This is a genomic window from Nostoc sp. (assembly GCF_036917975.1).
GTDB lineage: Bacteria > Cyanobacteriota > Cyanobacteriia > Cyanobacteriales > Nostocaceae > Nostoc.
Genome location: NZ_JBALEJ010000013.1, coordinates 1 through 19,838, shown reverse-complemented (window position 1 = coordinate 19,838; position 19,838 = coordinate 1). Strand labels below are relative to the sequence as shown.

19 protein-coding genes and 1 pseudogene are annotated in these 19,838 nt (G+C 42.7%); 13 read left to right on the top strand and 7 right to left on the bottom strand.

Features of this window, described 5'->3' with window-relative positions:
* Positions 1-69: 69 nt before the first annotated feature.
* Positions 70-288, bottom strand: a complete 219-nt coding sequence (locus V7K76_RS04350; RefSeq protein ID WP_334777043.1) for a hypothetical protein — start codon at positions 286-288, stop codon at positions 70-72.
* Positions 289-314: 26 nt separating this feature from the next.
* Between V7K76_RS04350 and V7K76_RS04345 the strand changes: the two genes are divergently transcribed.
* Entirely contained in the window at positions 315-521 is a 207-nt protein-coding gene (locus tag V7K76_RS04345) for a hypothetical protein (RefSeq protein WP_334777042.1), read from the top strand.
* 3 nt (positions 522-524) lie between these two features.
* Here V7K76_RS04345 and V7K76_RS04340 read toward each other — a convergent pair whose 3' ends face one another.
* Complete coding sequence (locus V7K76_RS04340; protein WP_334777041.1) at positions 525-752, bottom strand: hypothetical protein; 228 nt, start codon at positions 750-752, stop codon at positions 525-527.
* A 2-nt stretch (positions 753-754) separates the two neighbouring features.
* The gene (locus V7K76_RS04335; protein WP_334777040.1) at positions 755-1,228 is read right to left on the bottom strand and encodes a type II toxin-antitoxin system VapC family toxin; all 474 of its coding nucleotides are present in this window, start codon (positions 1,226-1,228) and stop codon (positions 755-757) included.
* A gap of 88 nt (positions 1,229-1,316) precedes the next feature.
* Here V7K76_RS04335 and V7K76_RS04330 point away from each other — a divergent pair, with 88 nt between their 5' ends.
* The 4 genes from V7K76_RS04330 (at position 1,317) to V7K76_RS04315 (ending at position 6,411) form a co-directional block, all read left to right on the top strand.
* Entirely contained in the window at positions 1,317-1,550 is a 234-nt protein-coding gene (locus V7K76_RS04330; protein WP_334777039.1) for a hypothetical protein, read from the top strand.
* 275 nt (positions 1,551-1,825) lie between these two features.
* Positions 1,826-3,634 carry an ABC transporter ATP-binding protein gene (locus V7K76_RS04325; protein WP_334777113.1) on the top strand — a complete coding sequence of 603 codons (1,809 nt, stop codon included), beginning with the start codon at positions 1,826-1,828 and terminating at the stop codon, positions 3,632-3,634.
* Positions 3,635-4,408: 774 nt separating this feature from the next.
* The gene (locus V7K76_RS04320; protein ID WP_334777038.1) at positions 4,409-5,764 is read left to right on the top strand and encodes a GTP-binding protein; all 1,356 of its coding nucleotides are present in this window, start codon (positions 4,409-4,411) and stop codon (positions 5,762-5,764) included.
* A gap of 386 nt (positions 5,765-6,150) precedes the next feature.
* Entirely contained in the window at positions 6,151-6,411 is a 261-nt protein-coding gene (locus tag V7K76_RS04315) for a Calvin cycle protein CP12 (protein WP_334777037.1), read from the top strand.
* Positions 6,412-6,525: 114 nt separating this feature from the next.
* On the opposite strand, the gene V7K76_RS04310 is transcribed toward V7K76_RS04315, so the two are convergent.
* Both V7K76_RS04310 and V7K76_RS04305 read right to left on the bottom strand, forming a co-directional pair.
* The gene (locus tag V7K76_RS04310; RefSeq protein WP_334777036.1) at positions 6,526-7,344 is read right to left on the bottom strand and encodes a TlyA family RNA methyltransferase; all 819 of its coding nucleotides are present in this window, start codon (positions 7,342-7,344) and stop codon (positions 6,526-6,528) included.
* Complete coding sequence (locus V7K76_RS04305; RefSeq protein WP_334777035.1) at positions 7,345-7,779, bottom strand: DUF29 family protein; 435 nt, start codon at positions 7,777-7,779, stop codon at positions 7,345-7,347.
* Positions 7,780-7,972: 193 nt separating this feature from the next.
* On the opposite strand from V7K76_RS04305, the gene V7K76_RS04300 reads away from it, so the two are divergent.
* From V7K76_RS04300 to V7K76_RS04290, 3 genes are all read left to right on the top strand, one after another.
* Positions 7,973-8,248: a hypothetical protein gene (locus tag V7K76_RS04300; protein ID WP_334777034.1), complete on the top strand. Its 276-nt coding sequence runs from the start codon at positions 7,973-7,975 to the stop codon at positions 8,246-8,248.
* The gene (locus tag V7K76_RS04295; protein ID WP_334777033.1) at positions 8,245-8,613 is read left to right on the top strand and encodes a clan AA aspartic protease; all 369 of its coding nucleotides are present in this window, start codon (positions 8,245-8,247) and stop codon (positions 8,611-8,613) included. The genes V7K76_RS04300 and V7K76_RS04295 overlap by 4 nt, the downstream gene beginning before the upstream one ends.
* Positions 8,614-9,043: 430 nt before the next feature.
* Positions 9,044-9,166 (top strand): hypothetical protein, encoded by a 123-nt coding sequence (locus tag V7K76_RS04290; RefSeq protein WP_334777032.1) that lies wholly within the window; start codon positions 9,044-9,046, stop codon positions 9,164-9,166.
* Between the two features lie 27 nt (positions 9,167-9,193).
* Here V7K76_RS04290 and V7K76_RS04285 read toward each other — a convergent pair.
* A pseudogene (locus tag V7K76_RS04285) lies at positions 9,194-9,397 on the bottom strand (transposase); the annotation flags it as partial.
* 155 nt (positions 9,398-9,552) lie between these two features.
* Complete coding sequence (gene hmpF / locus V7K76_RS04280) at positions 9,553-11,316, bottom strand: pilus motility taxis protein HmpF (RefSeq protein ID WP_334777031.1); 1,764 nt, start codon at positions 11,314-11,316, stop codon at positions 9,553-9,555.
* Positions 11,317-11,693: 377 nt separating this feature from the next.
* On the opposite strand from hmpF, the gene V7K76_RS04275 reads away from it, so the two are divergent.
* From V7K76_RS04275 to V7K76_RS04255, 5 genes are all read left to right on the top strand, one after another.
* Positions 11,694-12,872 (top strand): response regulator, encoded by a 1,179-nt coding sequence (locus tag V7K76_RS04275; RefSeq protein WP_334777030.1) that lies wholly within the window; start codon positions 11,694-11,696, stop codon positions 12,870-12,872.
* Positions 12,873-13,196: 324 nt separating this feature from the next.
* Positions 13,197-13,562 (top strand): response regulator transcription factor, encoded by a 366-nt coding sequence (locus tag V7K76_RS04270; RefSeq protein ID WP_069073698.1) that lies wholly within the window; start codon positions 13,197-13,199, stop codon positions 13,560-13,562.
* A 13-nt stretch (positions 13,563-13,575) separates the two neighbouring features.
* Entirely contained in the window at positions 13,576-14,106 is a 531-nt protein-coding gene (locus V7K76_RS04265; protein ID WP_179068518.1) for a chemotaxis protein CheW, read from the top strand.
* A 14-nt stretch (positions 14,107-14,120) separates the two neighbouring features.
* On the top strand, positions 14,121-17,048 hold the full coding sequence (locus tag V7K76_RS04260; protein WP_334777029.1) for a methyl-accepting chemotaxis protein: 2,928 nt from the start codon (positions 14,121-14,123) through the stop codon (positions 17,046-17,048).
* A 109-nt stretch (positions 17,049-17,157) separates the two neighbouring features.
* A partial coding sequence (locus tag V7K76_RS04255) for an Hpt domain-containing protein (RefSeq protein WP_335029690.1) occupies positions 17,158-19,838 on the top strand: 2,681 nt, incomplete at its 3' end.

Genomic DNA, 19,838 nt, shown 5'->3' with positions numbered 1-19,838 from the left:
TGCACCGAAAATATGAGATGGTACGTTAGTAGGGTGTTGACTATTATTTTGTAGGGAAATTTTTGAGTGTCAACCATTCTTCTCTTGCTGCTTTGTCGCCAGAAGATTCATCAAGACATTGGTAACCTCAGAACAATTGTACGGCGACCAGACTGGATACTCCCGGTTCGCAACAAAGAAGTTTGCATCTTCTTCCTTGACCAGTTCTGTGGCAAGGAACTGCATTAGCCGAAGCTTGTCAATTTTTGGAAGTTCCTGGATTTGTGACATGAGTTCAGCTAATGGCATTTGAGAATCTCCTCGTCTGAGGGCTGGTGAAAGGAAGCGATCGCCCTCTCATTTTAGCCTCGCGATCGCATCCACGGTTGCAGCTTCAAGTGCAATCTGGCTTCTGGTTAGTACTGCCAGAGAAAAGTGATTCTGGGTTTCCTGTTGTCAACCCAGCCTACGACGATAGGCGATCGCCCTACTTTGACCTGTGCAATTCCACCCTCTGGAGCTATATGTATAACGACGTATAACGGCTAAGTTGAGCGGCGGCTAGTATCCTTTGCATCCTCGCCAATCTCTCTCACCCGTCCGCTCCAACGTGTTGTTAGACCGGGCTTTCGCGATAAGCTCACAACTTCTCTTCCACCTTCAGCTTGCTGCTTTTGTAAATCAGCAAAGATGGCTTTCAAATCATGATTGAATGAACAAGAGTATTCTTCACGAATTCTGTGGATTTCTTCGACAATCTCATCCTGATACATGATTAATCTCCAAGCAGTTCGTAGGGTGTACAAAGAATCGGCAAATCATATCCAAAATCAAAACTGATTTCCGCCAATTTTCTCTGAATTTGGGCATTGGCTATGTGCTTACAGTTCCATGTGAGTAGGTAATCCATGCCGTGAACGGTCGCGGCTGCGATATGAACAGCATCAACATCCGCTTTTGTGGGAAGGCTACTGTGTCCCAAAAATTGCTCTGCTAAATCAAGCACACATTGGTTCAAATCGAGTAACGCAAGATCGCGAATGATTTCAAGTCGTTTAGATGCGATTTGAGCATCTCCTTGGGAGGTTTCTTTTACGACTGCTTGGGAGGAGTAGAGTTGGAAGTCACTGCGGCGCGTATCCCACCACTCCCTCGTTATCTCAATATTTGCAGCCACCACAATATCTCTGCTGGGTCGAGCAGTGAGATAGCCTAAGATACTCGTCTCGATGTAGACGGTTTCACTCATGCGGGAAATGGGCGACAGCTTTTTCTATCCATTTTAGTCCACACCACTGCTTGTCCGTCTCAATGCCTTGTTAGCCTCGCAAAGGCCTATGATTGTTGGGTTTTGTGCCTCAACCCAACCTACAATATCGGCGATCGCACTGGTGAAAGGAAGCGATCGCCCTCTCATTTTAGCCTCGCCATTGCATCCCCACCAATATCTCTCGCCCGTCCGCTCCAACGTGTTGTTAGACCGGGCTTTCGCGATAAGTTCACAACTTGTCTGCCGCTTTCTGCTTCCTTTTTGCGTAGGTCTGCAAATATCTCGTCCAAATCATAGTTGAAGGACTTCGCGTATTCTTCACGGATTCGGTGAATCTCTTCGACAATCTCATCTGTCCACATAACCTAATCTCCCATGAGTTCGTTGGGTGTGCACTAGTGCGTTAGCCTACGGCATAACACACCCTACAAAACTAGTTTTTAGGTTTCAACTTCGGGGTTTTCAGCGAACATTCTTAGAAAAATGTAAAATTAATAAAGATTTAATAGAGTCAGGAAGATCCGCCTAAGCTGGGGTATCTCGCCCAAAAAAGATGAAAATTAAAAAAAAAGAAATATCCTACGTCAATCGCTGACGGTTTTTCGCTACAGTGGACGGGCTGTAAGCTTAGTATGGACTACTAGCCAATCGCTTACTATTCTTCTGGCTAGTTTAACTTTAGTGGCTGGTCTTTTACCGGCGGCAATATCCTACATCAGTAAATTAATTGTTGATGCAGTGGTATTTGCATCTCAAGTTAACTCACAAAACAATGGTTTTGTCAATATTAATCCCTCGCTATTTTATGTAGGATTAGAAGCGATCGCTGTAATTTTACTAGCAGGCAGTCAGCGAGGAATTATCATTTGTCAATCTTTATTGCGGGCGCTAATGGGTCAGCGAGTAAATGTACTCATCTTAGAAAAGGCGCTGACACTGGATCTTAGGCAGTTTGAAGACTCAGAGTTTTATGACAAACTGACCAATGCCCGACGAGAAGCATCAGTTCGTCCTCTTTCTTTAGTAAACCGCACCTTTGGATTAGTGCAAAATGCCCTTTCCCTGATTACCTACGGGATTTTGCTAGTAAATTTCTCAGGTTGGGCGGTAGTAGTACTGATTTTGGCAGCTATGCCTGTATTTATTGCCGAAACAAAGTTTGCTGGAGAAGCCTTTCGCTTATTTAGTTGGCGTGCATCAGAAACTCGTCAACAGCACTACTTAGAAAATCTCCTAGCAAGAGAAGATTTTGTCACAGAAATCAAACTCTACCAGTTGGGAGAGATGCTGCTAGGACGTTACCGCAACTTGTTCGATCAACTCTATGGCGAAGACCGCGATTTGACTCTGCGGCGAGGATTGTGGGGATATCTTCTGAGTTTAGTTAGTACTGGTGCTTTTTACCTAGCTTATGCTTGGATTGTCTTGGAAACAGTACTAGGTAAAATTTCCTTGGGAGATATGACCATGTATCTTACCGTTTTTCGCCAAGGACAATCTACTTTCTCCAATGCCCTTACTTCTATTGGCGGGATGTATGAGGACAACCTATATCTATCAAATCTCTATGATTTTCTGGAAGAAGAAGTACCAAAATCTTGGGGTAAAGCAACCATTGGTTTAAATTCCCAAGATGGTATCCGTTTTGAGAACGTATCATTTACTTATCCGGGAAGTTCCAAGCCAGCATTGAGAAACATTTCGCTGCATTTGAAGCCTAGAGAGAAACTGGCTATTGTCGGTGAAAACGGTTCCGGTAAGACTACCTTAATCAAACTACTTACCCGACTCTACACCCCTGACTCTGGGCGAATTTTCTTAGATGGCTTGGATTTACAGGAATGGGATGTGGATGTGTTGCGGCGTCGCGTTGGTGTGATTTTTCAAAACTTTGTCCGCTACCAGTTCACAGTGGGTGAGAATATTGGCGTGGGCGATGTAGAACATCTCGAAAATAAAACCCGTTGGCGAACTGCTGCTGAAAAAGGCATGTCCCAATCTTTTATTGACCAATTACCCCAAAGCTTTCAAACTCAACTTGGTCGATGGTTTAAGGGAGGACAGGAACTTTCTGGGGGACAGTGGCAGAAAATTGCACTGTCTCGTGCATTTATGCGATCGCAAGCAGATATCTTAGTTTTAGATGAACCAACATCAGCAATAGACGCCCAAGCTGAGTTTGAGATTTTCAATCATTTTCGCGCTATTACTCAAAATCAGATGGTACTTTTGATTTCCCATCGCTTCTCGACAGTACGAATGGCTGACAAAATCCTAGTTATAGAAAACGGCGAAGTTATAGAACAGGGAACTCACGAAGAATTGTTACAGCTAGGAGGACGTTATGCCAAGTTGTTTCTGTTACAAGCTGCTGGTTATCAATAGGATGTGATCTACTTTGTGAATTTAGATAGCGATGCCTAGTTTGGGCTGCGCCTACGCTCACTTTGTACAAAGCTCATAACACCTCTATCTAACCACGTTAAACTGTTCAGTAAAAATGGCTCACTAGACCCTCCCTATCGTTAAATATTGCTACCTGATTTTAGTACCGTGATAGCGAGAGAAACTGTTTGGACTCTATCGAGTTAAATGGCATCTGGATACAGCATTAGAGATCCTGGGAATGTTCTAAATCACTAATGCACCTAGTCCCTAAGAACTTTAGGGATATAAGATAGAGGTGTGTTCACTTTCTCAATTCTGGTAACAGGGTTGAGAAAGTCACGTCGCAACTCTTGGAGACGCCAAGGGCGAACGCTCCGAATTCAAAATTCAAAATGACGCTCTCTACGAGACGCTAAAAGCGTAGCTTGCTTCCCTGAAAGGGTACGCGGACTCGCTCATAGCGTTGCCATGCCGTTCGCGTAGCGTCTCGTAGAGAAGGCTTTACGCTGCGCTAACAAAATTCAAAATTAATGATCCCCATAAATAAATTTAGGGGCTTGTATCCTTTTCGTTGGGAGCATCCCAAATGTGCAAAAACCTTGATAGCCCTCATCCCCTAACCCCTTCTCCCATCTTTGGGAGAAGGGGAACTAGAGTTAATGTCTCCCCTCTCCCATCTTTGGGAGAGGGGCTGGGGGTGAGGGAAAAGATTTAAGCTCTCATTGGGATGCTCCCTTTTCGTTTTCGGTCAAAGCTGAAAGTGCTGGTATTATGTCGGTTTATCGTAATCTGCAAGAAACTCATTTGAATCGTGCCCGCGCCAGTCTCAGACAAGCGCTTTCTTGGTATGGATATCTCCGTAAGTCAGGACAGTTATCATCTAACCCAGAATTGCTAGGGTTGGTGAAACCGGAATTAGAAGCTTTGAACGCCACACTCAACAAGCTAGATTCTAACGTGATTAGAATTGCCGTCTTTGGTTTGGTGAGTCGGGGAAAGTCAGCAGTTTTAAATGCCTTGCTGGGTGACAAGATTTTGCAAACTGGGCCCCTGAATGGTGTCACTCAATGGCCCCGTTCTGTGCGGTGGCAGACCGATGGCAAGGTACTAGTAGAGTTAATTGATACCCCTGGATTAGATGAAATTGAGGGTGAATCACGAGCGGATATGGCACGAGAAGTCGTGCATCAGGCGGATTTGATTTTGTTTGTCGTGTCTGGTGATATCACACGCACTGAGTATCAAGCATTGCTTGAGTTGCGGCGATCGCAAAAACCCCTGATTTTAGTGTTTAACAAAATAGATTTATACCCAGATACCGACCAAGGAGCGATTTACCAAAATTTACAACAACTGGGTGCTGGACATCCTGAAGCGAAACCTCTACTACCTGATGAAATTGTCATGGTGGCGGCGGAACCAGCAGCAATGGAAGTCCGGGTTGAATGGCCTGATGGGCGTGTCAGTTATGAATGGGAGACACCACCACCGCAAGTAGACGAACTCAAAGAGACAATTCTGAACATTCTGAATCGGGAAGGGCGATCGCTTCTGGCTTTAAATGCACTCATCCAAGCACGAGATGCAGAAGCCGCGATCGCTCAAAAAACTATCGACTTACGCGAAAAAGAAGCCGAAGATATCATCTGGAAATTTACCAAATACAAAGCTTTGGCAGTAATGCTCAATCCCATTGCTTTTTTAGATATCCTGGGCGGAACTGTTGCCGATTTGGCTTTAATTCGCGCTCTAGCTAGATTGTATGGTTTGCCGATGACTAGCTATGAAGCGGGGAAAATTTTAAAAACGATTTTATTTAGTTCTGGTGGTTTACTACTGGGGGAATTAGGCAGTAGTTTTATTCTAGGTTTAGGTAAAAGTACGGCAGCAATCACCAGTGGTGATAATCCCAGCAATATTACTGCCTTTGCTGGCAGTGCGATCGCTCAAGCTGGTATTGCTGGTTATGGCGCATACTCTGTTGGTAAAGCCGCCCAAGTCTATCTCGAAAAAGGCTGCACTTGGGGACAGTTGGGCGCTAGCAGTGTCATTCAAGAAATTCTCTCTCAAGTTGACCAAAATACAATTCTGTATCGTCTGCGACAAGAGTTAGGCATAAAATATTGAGAATAAATAAGAATTGTTTCCCTATTGTTACCGTTTATAAGTGTTTATCAACTTCTATCAAGCTCCTCTGACAATTGACTGACATTCCCAATTTGGGATGCAAGATTGAGAACATGACCGCCTCTACTAGTGATTACAACTAGTGGAATTCCCTTAGCTTTTTGAATCAAAGATGATAAGAGGGTAATTCCCACTCAAATTTGCTGAAAAGATGGCGGTGTTTACCACTACCTCTTTTGGGAAGCCTATCTAAACTGGAAATGTGAGCTTCCTGGGGTCATTGAAAGCTCACAGTCGTAAGGGCACAGCAATGCTGTGCCCCTACCGCGTGGTCTATTTACTTGAAAATAGTAATATCTCTGTCTGTAAATTAAAGGTGAAAGTACATGACAACAACCCTAAACTCATTTGAAACTGCTGGGGCAGCAAATATTGAAGAAGCCATTATTGAAGCCATTGCTGAAGCGCGGACAACTTGTGAGCTAGATGGCAGTAATTCGGCTGGTTGTGCCGTAGCTTGGGATATTGTAGAAGAATTACAAGCTGAAAAAGCCGATCAACAGCAAGCAAAACAAAAGAAAACCTCTTTGGAAAATTACTGCGATCGCCATCCAGCTTCCGTAGAATGTCTAATTTACGACGTTTAACAAGAAAGAATTCAGGAGTCAGTAGTCAGAATTCAGTATGAATTTGAGCCCGAGTGCAGATGAATATCTGGGTTTAAGTCCCCCACTAATTGATTCTGAATTCTGAATTCTTCTTTAACTCTTCCGTAAATCAGTTGTTGCTGATTGCGTTATTTGCTTAATTGCCTCTAAATCAAGTGATGGCGTTTCACTTTCCATTCCCAACCATAAAAGATATTCGATATTCCCAGCAGGGCCAGTGATCGGCGACCAAGTTAAGCCTTTGTATTTCCATCCTAATTCGTGGGCGGATTGCAACACCTGGAAAATGGCATCAGCTTGGTCGTTTGGATCGCGCACAACACCTTTTTTACCCACACGGGATCTGCCAACTTCAAACTGTGGCTTGACTAACAATACAGCTTCTCGGTTAGCTTGAGTTAGTTGCCACAAAGCAGGCAGAATTTTAGTTAAAGAAATAAACGATACATCAACTACCGCCAAATCAGGAATCGCGTCATCCTCGCCATATAACTCATCTGGTTGTAGTTGCCGTAAATTGGTGCGTTCCCGCAAAATCACTCGTGGATCATTTCGCAATCGCCAGTCAACCTGTCCGTAACCGACATCAACACCGTAAACTTTTTTTGCTCCAGCTTGCAAAAGACAATCAGTAAAACCACCAGTAGAAATCCCACCATCTAAACAAATGCGCTCGACTACGGGAATGGCAAATACTGACAAAGCTTTGGAGAGTTTTTCACCACCTCTAGAAACAAAAGGCGATCGCTCTTTAATATTTATTTGAGCCGTAATATCAACTTCAGTACCAGGTTTATCAACTAACTGCTGATTAACAGTAACTTCCCCCGCCTGAATTAATCTCTGTGCTAAGGCGCGAGAAGCACATAAATTTAACTCTACTAATAGTGTGTCGAGTCGCTGTTTAGCCAATTAATTAGACTCTCCTGGTAAGATTAAAGCCAAAGCACGATTGATTAATTCTTCCTGGTTAACCAGCTTTTCTAATTCTTGGACTTCATAACGACCTTCTTCTACTTCTAAGGAAGCCTCATCAATGGCATTTAAATAGGCTTCTGCTAAGGTTTCTAACAATTCTTCTGGCGTCAGATAATAACCCCCCGCTTTGCGCCGCTTATTTTCTCGTTGAATTTCCCGAACCGAATTGCGAATAGAAACTTCCCAAGAGCGAGTCGTGCGATTTTCAGCTTGTTGTTTAATTAGATGCAACAGCAAAATCACTGCATAGCTACGAATCGTCTTGATTATGTCATTTCGGCTCATTTCTGTTAATTCTTCAACTATAGTCAATGCTCCTTGAACATCGCCCTTAACAAGTAAGTCTTTCAGGGTTAATAATTCTTCCATAATTAGCGCCTCAAACATCGGCAACTTCTATTGTGGCTTATAGCGGTTCTAGTCCAGATAAGATAGGCTAATGCATTTCATCTAGGAGCGATCGCACTATTAGCCAATCTAATTCAACTCTCCAGTTTACAATAAACGCTAGAGAAGTTTTTCCTTCCTAACCAGTGGTCTAAGACTACGGAGGAGATATTACATGGCATTACGGCAACCTCGTTACAGTAAAGAAGAATTTGCTCGTCGCGGTGATAAAATCTACGACTCTCAAGTGCGGCCACAAGTCGAAGCAGGTAATGATGGCAAGATTGTTGCAATCGACATCGAGACAGGTGGCTGGGAAATGGATACTGATGAAATCAATGCCTCAAAGCGTCTTGAAACTCGCTACCCAGATGCACAAATCTGGTTTGTGCGTGTTGGCTCTCGCTATGTCCGTCGGTTTGGGGCTGGGCGCATCCACAAAACAAAATGATTATTGGAAGTGTGAATGCTGATTACGAGCCAATTATCCTTTTAGGTATTTGTGGTGCTGATGCTAAAGTACATGAGCAAACCGCCATTGTTGATACAGGTTTTAACGGTTGGTTATCCTTACCGCCAGATTTCATTGCGGCATTAGAACTACCCTGGAAAAGACGAGGACGAGCAATTCTAGGAGATGGTAGTGAATGTGTGTTTGATGTCTATGAAGCTATTGTTGTCTGGGATGAGCAATTACTAACCATTCCGATTGATGAAGCTGAGTCAGATCCACTTGTCGGTATGTCAGTGATGGAGGGTTACAGATTAACAGTAGAGGCAATCGAAGGCGGTGTTGTAAAACTTGAGAAATTATGAGCAATATAATAGACATCTCCAGAAATTAAATATGCGTCACTCATAACCCTTGTAGAGACGTAGCAGTGCTACGTCTCTACATTCTTTTTCGGAGATGTCTAATGAGCAAATAAGCGATTGGGAGCGATCGCAACTCAATGTATTATTACTCAGCACTGAAAACTTTCAAATCAGCTAGAGCTTGTTTAAACTTCTTACATGAAAGCTAATAGCAACAATCCACAAGAAGCAAGCCATCACTGAAGTCAGCAGTTTAATTCTAGCTGGATAAAAATTACTGAACGAAGCAGGGGTGATCATTTGTGGAAATGTTTTACCATCACGAGTGATGTAGAGAGATTCATTCCAGCTATCTTTTGTCAGTCCAATCTGAGTGACTTTAGCAACTCCTTGTTGATCAAATTGCTCACATCCAATAAATTGAGGTTGGATGGCGAATTTCCCGGTTTTGCCAATATATCCACACTTATCGTCTTTGGCAACAGCAGCAAGCCATGAGAAAACCGATGTCGCATCACTTCGTTTAGCTCTAGCTGCTGAGGATACTTTTTAATGGTTCTTCGGTACTTGTTATGCCAAACTAACAATTAAAATGCCAATTTAATAAGCATCTAATTCGGAAGTTATCAAAGTTTCTAAATCCCTAAGCAGAACGTTTAATTAGCTTGAGTTTGTTATTAATACCTTCAACAGCACCACTATTAGTACCATTATCAAAGTAAGCAATAATTTCATCGAACCAACGAATAATAGTATTGTTGCTATTTGGGAAATATTTTTTAGCTATTTATAGAATAACTAAGCTCAGAGTAAAAACACACCTGCCCTGGCGAATAGAATTCGCGGCTATACAGACAAAACCCACCTCCGTGGGTTTCAAATTCTTTGAGTCCGCGTAGGCGGACGAAAGTTTGTGTAGCCGCGATTTTTAATCGCTTTTTAAGAAGCTAGTAATTCCGGCTGAGGCATTAAACCTTGGAGAGTATGACGCAACTGAGCGATCGCTTGGACTTGATAATCACCAGTTTCCTGGAATTGATCCAAAGATTCTCCAATTCCTTGCAGTTTTTGCCGTAATCCATCTAGAGAATCCTGAATTGGTTGTAGCGCTTCTTGGTAAAGATTCACTCGACCAGAGAATTCAGCAGTTGTTCTTCTTAGAGATAGCAAGTTTTCCTCGATCGCTTTCAGTTCTTGGCGCTTTTGATTTAGATCGTGAGTTTGATTGTCAATCATTCCCTGATTTAGCTCAACACCAGAACGAATTTGCTCAATCTCACGTTCCAGCTTTTGGATTTCCTGTGAATATTGTTGTCGCTGGGTTTCAATTTGTAACAGAATCGGTTCTAAATTAATTTTGTTGTTACTTCCTTCTTCATCAGTGACAGCATGTCCTTGGCGTCGCAGCATTACAGCTTTATGTTGCTTGAGAAACTTCTGATGCTGTAGCATATTGCGGCGTTGTCCCACCAAGCTGGAATTTAGCATCTGATAGAGGTCTTTTTCATCCGTTAGTTCCAGTTCCAAATTGATATGGTCGTTGTCAGATGCGTTATTTAATTTAGTTTGGAGTTCTTCTATAGCTTCTTGTTTATATGTCAGTTCTTGTTCTTGATCGTGAACAAAGCTAGCATCTATTTCTAACTTATATTCCAAGTCTTGTACAATCTTTTGCAGTTCTTCTAAAGGCATTTTCTCCAAAGCCTCTACATCAGCTTGCTTACCAAGAACTACATCACAAGATGTTGCAGCTAAAGAGTGCATCTGTTGATATAACTCTTCAGCGTTTCGTAACTGCTCTTTGATGATCTGAGCATACTCTTGCTTGCTGGTCAGGTTTGCGGTATTAATCTGCAATTGGGCTGTTTGCTGAACTAGAGAATTTTGTGCTTCTTGTAATGAATTTTGGCGATCGCTAAAAGTTTGTGACAATAGCTCAACTTCTTTTTGCTGTTGGGCGATCGCACTTTTATGCTCCTCCAGTTTTTGCCAGTGCGGGGTCAGAGTCGCTTGCTGCTTTTCAACCAATTCAAAGGCTATATGCAGATGTTCTCTAACTGTTTCTGTGGGAGTAACACGACTAGACAAGCGATCGAGTAACTCACTCATTACCCGACTTTGCTCCTCATCCAAAACCGTCCCTTGTTTAAAATCCGCTTGGCGTTCCTCTAGGCGACGTTGCTCACCCCGTAAATGATCCCAAGCGCCTTCCAACTCTTGACGGTTGCGCTCAACTTCTCCTTGCAATCGTTCAATTTCCTGGCGGGAGGTGTCAACTTCCTGTTTTTGCTCCTCTAAGTGTTGTAACTCTTCCTCCAGTTGTTGCAACTGTTCTGAGCGTACCTCCATATCCATTTCACGGCGATTCAACTCTTGCGCCTGAAACGTTAACGACTGTTTCCACTGATCGATTTCATCTTCCTTGAGCTTAAATTTCTCCAGCTGGCGGGAAAAATTCTGCAAAATGTTGACTAGTGGCCGCCCTGCTTCTTGAATCCGTTGTACTTGACGATTCGGATTCAGTTCAGCCAGTACCAAAGCGCCATCATTTAATTTGCTTGCATCCTCAGCGGCAATCACTTCTTCCGACACAGTACTCCAATTCTGGTCAGTTCGCTGACAAGCTAGCAGTTTCAGTTCGGTTTTAGCACCGCCACCGAGTAAACCACCTTTCTGTTTTTGTACTTCTGCTAAATACAGCACACCGTTAGTCCTTTATTGATGCACTTAAAGTTCATGTTTTGAGATATACCTTAAATAATTCTGTTAACTTGTCTCACTAAACGGAAGCTTAGAAGGACAAGACAGACAAAACTATAGACGCGAGATATTACGTCTTGATACTTATAGAAGCATCTGGTCGCGCCTTTATATTTTGTACTGATGACAGTGATGATGACTTCCGTGTTAACACTAGCTTTGTCGAAGTGTATTACGAAAGATTAAGGTTTATAGTTTAATGTATTCCCTAATGACAATAAGAAGAGAGTAACAATCTTTGCAATAATCCATAATCAATACTTAAAGAAGAGGTCAGAATTCAGCAATACTTAAATACTTAAGGAGTACTTTTTAGCTAAATGCAGGGAAATTTAAATGAAATTGATATTTGCAGTATCCTGCAATTGATTGAGTTGGGACAACGAACCGGTCAATTATGGGTTGAAGCTCATAGCTCTCACCATAACAACAAACTGGGTGGAGAGGGAGCAAACATTTATCGCCCCAAACAACAGTCTTGGTTTGTCTTTTTCTTGAATGGTCAAATTATCTATTGCCAAGAAGGCGAGAGTAGTTTATCCAGAATTAGCGATTATTTACGTCATTACCGAGTTGAGACGCGACTCACCGACAAACAAATTGCCTCCCTACCACCAACCGACGCGCCAGAGTATGCCTATCTTTGGGCACTTTTGGAGCGGAATATCATCAACCCAAAGATCGCTGGTAGTATCATTCAGGGCTTGGTGCATGAAACTCTCTTCGACTTGCTGAGTTTACGCCAAGGTAACTTCATTTTCCATCAAGGTGTGGCACTTGCTCCGCAATTAAACACTTTCGAGATTGCTCCATTTGTGACAAAAATTACGAAACAGGTGCAAGAGTGGAAGCAACTCTATCCACACATTCAGTCTCCAGAACAATTACCAGTGCTATCTGACAAAGTTCAGCTACAATCTTCCCTACCAGAAGCAACTGTAAATAAGCTACAACATTGGGCTGATGGTAAAACATCCTTGCGTCAACTAGCTCGCCATCTCAACCGAGATATTTTGACAGTCGCTAAGGCAATATACCCTTATGTGCAACAAAGTTGGCTACAACTAGTATATTCAGAAACAAATAGACCGGATACCCACACGGATAGCGGAGAATTGAAAGGAAAATCCAGGGGGCGGGTAGTATGTATTGACGATGCGATCGCCATCGGTGAGACTATAAATTCCATCCTACAACCACAAGGTTATGAAGCGATCGCTCTCACCAATCCTTTAGAGGCACTGAGTCTGGTTTTTCAACTCAAACCAGATTTAATTTTATGTGATATTGCCATGTCGGAATTGGAAGGGTACGAGGTTTGTTCCATGCTGCGACATTCAACAGCATTTCGGCTCACACCGATTATCATGCTTACTGGTAAAGATGGGTTTATCGATCGAGTCAAAGCTAGGATGGTCGGGGCAACAGATTATTTAACAAAACCGTTTACAGCCAATGAGTTACTCATGCTCATAGAGAAATATATCAACAACCAATGAAAATGGGGCATTGGGCATTGGGCATTGGGCATGGGGCATGGGGCATTGGGAAAGAGGAAGCAGGAGGCAGAAGTTCTTTAATTTTGAATTTTGAATTTTGAATTGATTTCTCTCTCATCTGTGAAGCATATAAAGAGATCAAAGATTTGTTGATCTACTAAAAGATGAGTTAAAAGATGTTATCACAGAGTCAGCTAACTCAGTGAAATATCAATCTCCGGGAAAATAGTGAAGACATAAAATTAATTTATACAGTTAATCCTTACGGAGGAATCAGGGAATGTTCCAATTAGGAACGTCTAAATCAGGAGGTAAATGACATTTATGAGTACAGTTCTGATTGTGGAAGACAGTATCGCCCAAAGGGAGATGATTACAGACCTCCTGAAAGCAACTGGCCTAACAGTTACCCACGCCAGTGACGGATTAGAAGCATTAGAGGCAATTCAAATAGCACCTCCAGATTTAGTGGTATTAGATATTGTCATGCCCCGAATGAACGGCTATGAAGTTTGTCGGCGGTTAAAATCCGATCCCAAAACCCAAAATGTTCCAGTGGTGATGTGTTCTTCCAAAGGTGAAGAATTCGATCGCTACTGGGGCATGAAGCAGGGTGCAGACGCTTACATAGCCAAACCGTTTCAACCAACCGAGTTGGTAGGAACAGTCAAACAACTGCTGCGAGGATAAGGATAAAAACAACATGGTCAGCAAACCGGACTTTTTAAGTGGCAGCGGTCAAGACCACTTCCGACCAGAATTACAAGTAGAAAGTCCTGAAGGTGAGTTACATTTGAGGTTTTACATTCCCTCGCATCAGGAGTTTGCACTACAAGCAACTGGCATCCGGGAGGTAATTGAACTAAGTCCTGATAGAATCACCCCGATTCCTAATGCTTCTCCTTTACTTTTGGGTACTCTAAATTTACGAGGTCGAGTTATTTGGGTGGCCGATTTGGGTCAATTTCTGGGGGAAGCAAGTGCATTAAACACGGATAGAGCTGAAATTTCGGTGATTGCCATTGAAGAACAAGACACAATTGTGGGTTTAGCAGTAGAGGAAATCGGTGGTATGGATTGGTTGGATGTCCAAAATCTCATGCCACCTACTAGTGTTCCAGATACTATGGCTCCCTTTTTACGTGGAGAGTGGTCATTAGGTGCTAAAAAAAATCAGTGCCTACGACTGCTCGATCAAATGGCAATTGTACGGAGTGCTAGGTGGGCAGGATGAAATTGGAGGAGGAAATGGCAGCAAGTATTGATAATTACGAGCCAACATATCAACAGGCGATGACCGCCTATGTTCAAAGGAATTATGAGGTTGCGGCCACTTTAGTTGACCAAGTGGTGCAAAATTTACCAGATGACCCTAACTCCCATTTGTTAAGGGGTCACATCTACTATGTTTTACAGCAGTACGATATAGCAAAAGAAGAATATCAACAGGTATTGAGCTTGACTAACGATCAAGAAATTATTGGTTTTGCCAATAATGGAATCGAAAATATCAATCAATATTTACAGTCATTTGGTGGGCAGATCCATACATCAGAAAGTCAAGAGCAAATAAATTCCTCAGAGATATCCGATCCACTGGCATATATTGAACCAGAATTAGAAGATTTGGGCGCTAGTGAGGAGTTTGACAGCAATAACCTTGATTTGAACTTTTTTGGAGAGCATCAAGAAACTGTGAATGGCGTTGAAGAGATATCTTCAAAAAGTCCATTTGACATCCCCACAGAAGATAGTATTGGAACAGTAAAAATATCAGATTCTTCTACTCCTTTTGGTGACGATCCTTTTGCTTTAGATGAAGAATTACAGCAACAAGAGTCAAATAATAAATGGGAGGAAAATACAGAATTAGAGTTGCCTGCTTTTTGGAAAGAAGATACATCAGAAGCTATTCTGGAAGAATCATTAGTAAATAGTCAATTTTCAGATAATGAGATAAATTCTCCTCACGGAAATTCAACTATTGACAATAATAACTCTTCAGCTTCTAATTCACTAACCGATAATAGCGAGAATAATTTCACTGATTTGTTGAGTGAGCCAAAGTCTCCAGAACAGAATATTGGAAATTTAGAATATAAAAAATCTAGTTTTCGAGACGAAACTTTACTGATTGTCTCAGAAGAACTGGGAAATGATTCGCCAATAACAAATAATGTGGAATCTGGCAGGCAAGAACCTTTGCCTGAAACGGAAGCACATAGTTGGTTAAAATCAGCAGATTTGGAATCAGAGTCAGCTTTTCAGCCAGATTTATCTAAGAAACCTTCATCTTTTGGTAGTAACTTACCTCAGAAAGAAAAGCAGTTTAAATCAACTGAATTCAGCAGTCAAAATAGCTTTGATGATAATGAAAATTTTGACATGGAAGCATTTGAATCTGCCTTTGGTTCAGATGGTTTAAGCTCTTATGAAGACTCAGCTACTATACTGAATGGAGAAAATTCTAAGAGCAATATCGAGTTTTTAGATGACTTTGAGGAATTTGACGATTTAGGCAATATTCCAGGGTTTGACATGATCGAAGGAGATTCTAACTTCAGCGATCTAGCAATGCATTCTGCTCCAGCAGAAACTCGTGACAGTGGACGCTCTCAAGGAGCAGCAAATACAGCCGATCGCGACGAAGAATTATTTTCGATGACTGGTTCCCATGAAGCCGTTCCAGTCTTTAGCCAAACAGATGTCTCGAAACTAGAACCCAATGTCAGCATCGAGCAAGGATGGTTAGCACCATTAGAGAATGCTTCCATTGAACGGAAACAATGGTTAATTGCTGGCAGTGTGGGCATTGTTTCGGCGCTGGTTGTAGCCACAGTTAGCTTTGTCGCTACCACATTTTCGCCACCGCAACAGCGAGAATCAGTCAGAAACACTGGTTGGGCAATGTCATTAGCTGCTGGGATTGCAGGTTTTGCTACCGCAGGCTTCATGGGAAATCTGGCACTGAAACAAATTCGGCGCACAACTGACGATCTCCAAAATCAGTTTGAGGCTGTACGTCAAGGAAATCTGAATGCTCAAGCCACAGTGTTTTCTGAGGATGAATTGGGGCATTTATCCACTGGCTTTAATGAAATGGCGCGGGTAATTTTTACAACCACAAGTGAAGCCCAACGCAAAGCCGATGAACAAGAGGAAGCCAAAGAAAACCTCCAACGCCAGGTAATTCGCCTCTTGGATGATGTGGAAGGTGCTGCTAGAGGTGATTTAACAGTGCAAGCGGAAGTGACAGCCGACGTACTGGGAGCTGTAGCTGATGCCTTTAATTTGACAATTCAAAACCTGCGGGATATCGTTCAACAGGTAAAAGTGGCGGCGAAGGATGTAACAAAAGGTGCAACCAACTCTGAAACCTTTGCCAGAGCCTTATCTAGTGATGCTTTGCGCCAAGCAGAAGAGTTGGCAGTAACGCTGAATTCTGTCCAGGTAATGACCGACTCGATTCAACGGGTAGCAGAGGCGGCGCGGGAAGCTGAAACCGTTGCCCGTGATGCTAGTACGATCGCTCTCAAAGGTGGCGAAGCAGTAGAAAATACCGTGGCGGGGATTTTAGAAATTCGAGAAACCGTGGCCGAAACCACTCGCAAAGTGAAGCGGTTGGCGGAATCTTCCCAAGAAATTTCTAAAATTGTGGCGTTGATTTCTCAAATTGCTTCCAGAACAAACTTGCTGGCACTCAATGCTAGTATTGAGGCGGCAAGAGCAGGAGAAGCTGGACGCGGGTTTGCGATCGTCGCAGATGAAGTACGCCAGCTAGCGGATAAATCTGCTAAATCCCTGAAGGAAATTGAACAAATTGTGATGCAAATCCAAAGCGAAACAGGCTCAGTAATGACCGCGATGGAAGAAGGCACACAACAAGTAATTAAAGGGACAAAATTGGCAGAAGAAGCCAAGCGATCGCTCGAAAACATTATTCAAGTGGCGAATCGCATCGATATTCTTGTGCGTTCCATTACCAGCGATACTGTGGAACAAACGGAAACCTCCCGCGCCGTCGCTCATGTAATGCAATCAGTAGAACTGACCGCCCAAGAAACCTCTCAAGAAGCACAACGAGTTTCAGGTGCCCTACAACACTTAGTAGGTGTATCCCGTGACTTAATCGCCTCCGTTGAACGTTTCCGAGTAGAAACTATGGAAACCAGATAAAAAAGTTAGGAATTAGGAGTGAGGAGTTAGAAATAAAAATCATAATTCATAACTCATAATTCATAACTCATAACTCATAACTCATAACTCATAACTGATAAATTTTGCTATGCTGCCGGAACAACAACAGCGGATTTTGGGTTACTTTATTGAAGAAGCCAGGGATCACCTGAATACCATTGAGCAAGGCTTACTGAATTTAGAGGGTACTTTGAACGACCCGGAAATGATCAGTGAAGTCTTCCGGGCGGCTCACTCCATCAAAGGAGGAGCGGCGATGCTTGGATTAACTAGCATCCAGCATACCTCCCACCGTCTGGAAGATTGTTTCAAAATTCTCAAAGATAATCCGGTTCAGATTGACCAAAAGTTAGAGTCTTTATTTCTTGGTGTATCTGATACCTTAAAATCGCTGTTAGAGCATTTGAGTGGGCCTTATGGTCTTTCCGAAGATGCAGCTAATACTTTGATGTCAGAAACAGAGCCAGTTTTTAAATGGCTGTATGAACATCTGGAACTACTTGTAGAACAAGCAAAGAGTGGAGTAGCCAGCAGTTCTGACGCCACAGAACTACATACAACCTCTGTAGAAAATGTCTCCACACTTACAGAACTTTTCCTGCGGCGAGATATTTCCAGTTTGGTAGAAGATACCCATCAGGAATCTCCAGACTCGGTAACACCCCAACCCCAGGAAGTACAAGACACCCACGGACTCGTTAACGCGGCGTTAGACGCTCGCGGACTCGCTAACGCTACGCTAGACGCTCGCGGACTCGCTAACGCTACGCTAGACGCTCGCGGACTCGCTAACGCTACGCTAGACGCTCGCGGACTCGCTAACGCTACGCTATCGCCAGTCACAGCTAAAGAAAATAATTGGGCCGAGTTTCAAGCCCAAGTGCTGCAAAGACTGCGGGAAATGTTGCAACTATTTAAGCAAACCACAACCCCTTCAACTCGGCAAAACCTCCAGCAATGCTGTCACCAGTTAGTCAAACTTGGTGAGACTTGGAATTTGCCTAAGTGGTGCGGTTTGTGCCAAGCAGCAGCCAGTGCGATCGCTAATCCCGAAAATACTTATCTGACTTTAGCTAAAATTGTCATTACCGAAATCAAACAAGCTCAAGAATTAGTTCTGCAAGGTAGAGAAGCCGAAATTGCAATCAGTCAGCAACTAGAAGCACTTTTGAGCTTTGCAGAAATTGAGTTATTAGAAATTACGCCTGATTTATTTGATGAAGAGTCTGCGGCTTTGACAGCATCAGAGCCAATTCTATCGGCTAACACCGAGCTGTTAACCCAGAAAACAGAAGAACTGAATCTAGAACAGGATAATAGCCGCGATCGCCCCTATATTTTGCAAGGGACACCACTAAACGCTGCAACTCATACCAGTCTTGCTTTCACCACACATGACGAAGCACATCCAATTAGTAACAATATTGACCCCCACGGGCCAGAGGTAGGAATAGCTGAGTTAAATACCCTTGCCGATTTATTTGAAGGTGAAACTCCCGAACTAGATGAAAGCTGGCATCAAGAAGAAACCTTAGATATTGTTGCTACCGATGACTTTGGAATTGATTTCAGCAGCACTGATGCTGCTGATGGCGATCTATCCGATTTACTCTCCTTTGATGAAGACACAAGTAACACGCAGCAACCAGCAACCACAACTGCGGCAGAAGATTTATCCCTGTTATTTGGCGACAATTTCCTAGAAAAAGAGAATTCCGAACCGCAAAATCAGCAAACGGCTGCTACGACTCTAGAGTTGAGTGATATTAACGTACTTGATATAAATTTAGACTCTTCTTCTCTCGAAAATTTACAAGAATTTATTGATATTCCTAGTGATATAAATCAAACTCCTGAAAATATTGACCAAAATAGTGTAGTTGAAGATTTATTGACACTGGCACTAGATGATGAAGAAGAACTATTGCCAACAGGCGAAGTGACTCAACCCGAAACTGAGGCGTTCGCCAGTGTGGAGCTATCTACCAACCAACAAAACACTTTTGATAACCTATTCTTAGAAACTAGAAATGCAAATTGGGTAGAAGAAATTACCCCTAGTGACTATATAGAATTACCCCAGCAAACAGACTTGTCTTTGGACAACCTATTTGCTGATATGGAAGAACAGACACTACTGCCGACAAGTGAATCAGAAATTGGTGACTTATTCGATACATCTCCAACAACCGCACCTGAGTTTTCTCAATCAGAAAACGATCTGAGCAACTTCTGGAGCCAGGAAAGCACAGAGGAAAAAGACGAATTTGATTCCTTAATTGAGCAGAATGTGGAAAGGGCGTTAGATGAGAGTTTGTTTACTGCGGCGGCTGATGATATTTTCGCCGATAGTCAGCAATCCATACCTTCTCCGATAACCAGTTTTGATCTAGAAGAAGATTTTAATATCAATTTTCAGCATCAAGAGCAGTTAAATTTGATATTCTCATCGGATTCTGGAGATGATTTATTTGATGAGTTAGCACCAATTAACTCAACTGCTTCCCCGATAATCAACGATGCCTCTACGACTGAAACGCCGTCGTTGGCGCAGCATCCAGAGGAAGAAATTATCAGGCCGCAACAACCAGAAGCTTTAGATTTTGTTCCAGAATTTACTAATCAGCCCTCAGAGATATTTGGTGTTGCTCTGGAAGCTAATTCATTAGACCCCTTCGATGAAAATCCGCAACTGCTGTTTGAAGATGTAGTTACAGACTCCACCTATATTCAGATGGAAACCACAGAATTATCTGTGGATGAACTATC